We start from the raw sequence: 4,240 nt of genomic DNA on the forward strand, positions 1-4,240 counted from the left end.
AGTGATCGCCCCCTCTTCCTGACTGCGGATGATCAGGAGGATCAGCGGCGCCTCCATGATCGAAATCCAATTGGCACATCGTTCCCGCAGTAGGGGCGAGCGTGCCGACTCTGCTCTGATCACCAGGCCGAACGCCAGATTCTCGCGCTCGGTCAGGAAATTGAACAACCTGATCGCGGTCTGCTGCAAAGCATCCAAGGCCGAGGCTTGCGCGACCGTTGTCTCTTCCATGACAGCCCGCAACGAAGCGATGTTGCGATCGATCACAGCGACCAGTAGCCCCATCTTGCTTTCAAAACGGCGATAGAGGGTCAGCTTTGATGCTCCGATCCGTTCCGCGATCTCGTTCATGGATGCATCGGAAAATCCATCGCGACAGAACACGTCCCGGGCTGCGGCAAGGATTTCGTCATCGATGACCGCAGCCTGCTCGCGGGTCGGACGTCCCACTGAACGCTTCTTTGTCATGTGCACGCTTCCCATCGCGCCATTCTATACAATTGGCGGATTAAATAAACTTGCAGGTTGCATTTTTGTGTGTGATGAATAAAGAACCCACGGGTATCATTTTATGGATCCGTCGGCGACTGGCCCAGCGTGCCTTTCGCGCTCTCACGGTAAAGGAGGCGGGAATGCAGCAAACAACACCTGGACAGGAACATGCGGCGCGCGCGTCGCGCTTCGATCGCACCGTTCTTCGAACGGTCGCAGTGCTGCTCCTCTCGATTGGAGTGTTCCTCGCCGCCGGCGGGGCTTATCTCGTCTCACTTGGTGGCTCCCTATATTATCTGCTGACCGGCCTCGCTGTGGTTGCCAGTGCTGTGCTCCTCTGGCGCGGTGATCGGCGCGGCCAATGGCTGTTCGGGGCAATGCTGGTTGCTACCCTGGGGTGGTCCGTCTGGGAGGTAGGGTTCACCGGCTGGTCCCTGGTCCCGCGTCTCGTAGGGCCCGCGGTTCTCGCACTGGTTTTACTGCTTCCCTCGATCCAGCGCACCACCCGCAGCACCAGTCGGATGCCGCGCGGCGGCGTTGTCTTCGCCTTCGGCACCGTAGCAGCGCTGGCCCTCGGCGGCGGTTTGCACACGTTCCGTGCTACGCCTGCCGATCCTTTGTTTCAGACCGGCACACAGGACTCGCTGCCGCAAGCAGCCGTTGCCGCAGTCGAAGGTGTTCCTGGCGACTGGCTGCACTGGGGCAACGACCAGGGCGGCAGCCGTTTCAGTCCGCTCGATCAGATCACGCCTGATAATGTGAAAGGCCTGAAGGTCGCCTGGACCGCCGATCTGGGGCGGGCACCGGGAGACAAGCTGTCCAGTCTCGAAGTCACGCCGCTGAAGGTCGGGGACACTTTATATGCGTGCACACCTTACAGCACGGTCGTCGCGCTCGATGCCGAAACAGGAAGACGCCGTTGGACTCACAATGAACCGGACTCCGGCAAGGCGATCTCCCGCTTTTGCCGTGGCGTTGCTTATTACCGGACGCCAAATGTCTCTGGCGATTGTGCCGAGCGGATCATCTGGGCCAGCCCGGATGCCAAACTCGTGGCATTGGACGCCAGGACCGGCCGGATGTGCACGCAATTCGGAGACGGCGGGCGTACCGATCTGCTGACAGGAATGGGTAAGGCTCCGGACGGCTATTATTACGTCAGTTCGGCGCCACAGATCATCCGCGGCAAGATCGTCGTGGGCGGCGGTGTTTTGGATGGGCAGTATTGGGGCGAGCCATCCGGCGTGATCCGCGGTTATGATGCCGTGACGGGCAAATTTGCATGGGCGTTCGATGTAGCGCGTCCGAACGATCATTCGGAACCGATCGGCAACGCGCATTATACCTATTCTACCCCGAATAGCTGGGCTCCGATCAGTGCGGACGAAAAGCTCGGCCTTGTGTATCTGCCAGTCGGCAACGCGGTTCCCGATTATTACGGTGCGCAGCGGCGACCGTTCGACGAGTTCCTGACGTCTTCGGTGATCGCAATCGATGCGGATACCGGCGGGCTACGCTGGCGCTTTCAAACGGTGCACCACGATCTGTGGGACTATGACGTCGCATCGCAGCCGACTCTCATTGACTTGCCTGTCGGGAACAAGACCGTACCCGCGCTGATCCAGCCGACCAAGCGCGGTGAGGTCTTCGTGCTGGACCGGCGCACGGGTCGGCCGCTGCGCAGCGTAAAGGAACTCCCGGTTCCGCAGGGGCCGATCGCCCCCGGCGAACGACTTTCGCCAACGCAACCCTTTTCCGTAGGGATGCCTTCCTTCCGCGGCCCGGACATGACCGAAGCCGACATGTGGGGTGTGACGCCGCTGGACCAGATGCTGTGCCGCATCAAGTTCAAGCAGGCTCGATACGACGGGCCGATGACACCGCCGCAGCTCGACCGCCCCAATCTCGTCTTCCCGGGCTATCTGGGAGGAAGCGACTGGGGCAGCGTGTCGATCGATCGCGATCGCATGATCATGATCGTCAATTCCAATCGTATGCCCAATTACGATCAACTCTATACTCGTGCAGAGGCGCGCAAGCGGGGTTGGGGAGTGGTCGGCAAAGATCCCCATGCCAATGCGGCGGCCGGACAGGCGATGGAAAATACCCCATTCGCGGTAGACGTGCAGCCATTCCTGTCAGTCCTAGGTACGCCATGCAACGCACCACCCTGGGGTCTGCTTACTGCGGTCGATCTGCGGACCGGTAAGGTCATCTGGAACCGCCCGATCGGTACTGCGCGCGACAGTGGCCCACTTGGCATCCCGATGATGCTGCCAATCACCATAGGCCTGCCCAATGTCGGGGGCTCGATCGTGACGCGCGGTGGACTCGTGTTCATGGCAGGCGTGCAGGAGCGGATGTTCCGTGCGTTTGATATTCGAACCGGCAAGGAGGTCTGGGATGCGCGCCTCCCGGCTGGCGGACAGTCCATTCCGATGACCTACTGGTCGGATCAGTCCAAGCGCCAATTCGTGGTGGTGGCAGCAGGTGGGCATGTTCCGCTCGGCACTAGGCTCGGCAAATCGCTGATCGCTTACGCGCTTCCCAAGGACCGTTAACCGCACTCGATACATCATCGGAAACAGATTAACCGGCTGATATCGACGCTCGGCACTCGTGAGGTTTTTCCGATCGGACTGTATGCCACGCCAAACTCGTTGGGCATCGCCCGCCTGATCTTAGCATAGAAGGACTTTCGTAATGAAGGCTATCATTTTACTAAAGCGGCGATCAGACATCTCGCATGAAGAATTTCGGAACCACTACGAGACGATCCACGCGGAGCTCGCCCACAAATATCTGGGCCACCTTTTCCTCGACTACCGACGCAACTATCCCAACAGTGTCGAGTATGGCGCCCGTTCAAGCGACACTCCCGCTGCCTTCCAGAGTCCCTATGACGCCATAACAGAGCTGCGCTATCGCGATCGCGCAGCCTTTGAAGAAGCGCAGCGGATTATGTCCGATCCCGTTATCGGGAAGATTTTCGAGGAAGATGAGAAGAACTTCATGGACCGCGCTGCATTCCGCGTCTTCGCGTGCGACGAGGTTGTTTCGACACTTGTTAGCTAAACCGCAACATGGCGTAGCCTTTCTCCGGCGATGATCGCCATGTCTGGGTATCGACATAAATTGCGCAACAAAATGAAAGTGGAAGACCGATGATAGGTGCATTAGAAGGTAAGACCGCGCTGGTAACGGGCGCATCACGCGGCATCGGCAAAGCGATCGCGCTCCGCCTCGCCCGCGATGGCGCGTTCGTGCTCTGCCATTATGGCCAGCGCCGCGAGGGTGCCGAGGCAACCGCCGCCGAAATCGGTGAGGCCGGCGGCAAGGCGGCGGTGCTCGGTGGTGATGTGCGCAACAGTGCTGAGATCGGCAAGCTCTTTGCCGAGGTCGATGGCATCCTTGCCGGGCGTCCGCTCGACATCCTTGTCAACAATGCTGGCATTGGCGGCGGCGGCACCCTCAACGAGGTGAGCGAGGAGTATCTCGACAGTTTGCTCGCCACCAACGTGAAGGGGACGTTCCTCGTCACCCAACAGGCTGTGACGCGCATCCCCGATGGTGGGCGCATCATCAACATCTCGTCGATGGTCGGCTTGGCCGCCTATCCGGGCACGATCGCCTATGCGCTCTCCAAGGCCGCGGTGAACAGCTTCACCCGCTCGCTCGCCGCCGATCTCGGCAAGCGCGGCATTACGGTTAACGCTGTCGCGCCCGGTGCCACCGACACCGATTTCAT

4 protein-coding genes are annotated in these 4,240 nt (G+C 60.1%); 3 read left to right on the forward strand and 1 reads right to left on the reverse strand.

Translation table 11 applies throughout. From position 1 onward, the window contains the following. Positions 1-468 (reverse strand): TetR/AcrR family transcriptional regulator (locus tag K9B33_RS22750; protein ID WP_224551393.1); only part of this gene is annotated, 468 nt, incomplete at its 3' end. A gap of 164 nt (positions 469-632) precedes the next feature. Here K9B33_RS22750 and K9B33_RS22755 point away from each other — a divergent pair. From K9B33_RS22755 to K9B33_RS22765, 3 genes are all read left to right on the forward strand, one after another. After that, complete coding sequence (locus tag K9B33_RS22755; protein WP_224551394.1) at positions 633-3,053, forward strand: membrane-bound PQQ-dependent dehydrogenase, glucose/quinate/shikimate family; 2,421 nt, start codon at positions 633-635, stop codon at positions 3,051-3,053. 142 nt (positions 3,054-3,195) lie between these two features. Further along, positions 3,196-3,567: an EthD domain-containing protein gene (locus K9B33_RS22760; protein WP_224551395.1), complete on the forward strand. Its 372-nt coding sequence runs from the start codon at positions 3,196-3,198 to the stop codon at positions 3,565-3,567. An 89-nt stretch (positions 3,568-3,656) separates the two neighbouring features. Beyond that, positions 3,657-4,240: SDR family NAD(P)-dependent oxidoreductase (locus K9B33_RS22765; RefSeq protein ID WP_224551396.1), on the forward strand; the 584-nt coding region annotated here is incomplete at its 3' end.

This window comes from Sphingobium sp. 3R8 (genome assembly GCF_020166615.1).
GTDB classification, from domain to species: Bacteria; Pseudomonadota; Alphaproteobacteria; order Sphingomonadales; family Sphingomonadaceae; genus Sphingobium; species Sphingobium bisphenolicum.

What these genes read in the sequence shown, in the direction of transcription:
- K9B33_RS22755 (WP_224551394.1), top strand. Translation starts at nt 633, where the DNA reads ATGCAGCAAACAACACCTGGACAGGAACATGCGGCGCGCGCGTCGCGC.
- K9B33_RS22760 (WP_224551395.1), top strand. Translation starts at nt 3,196, where the DNA reads ATGAAGGCTATCATTTTACTAAAGCGGCGATCAGACATCTCGCATGAA.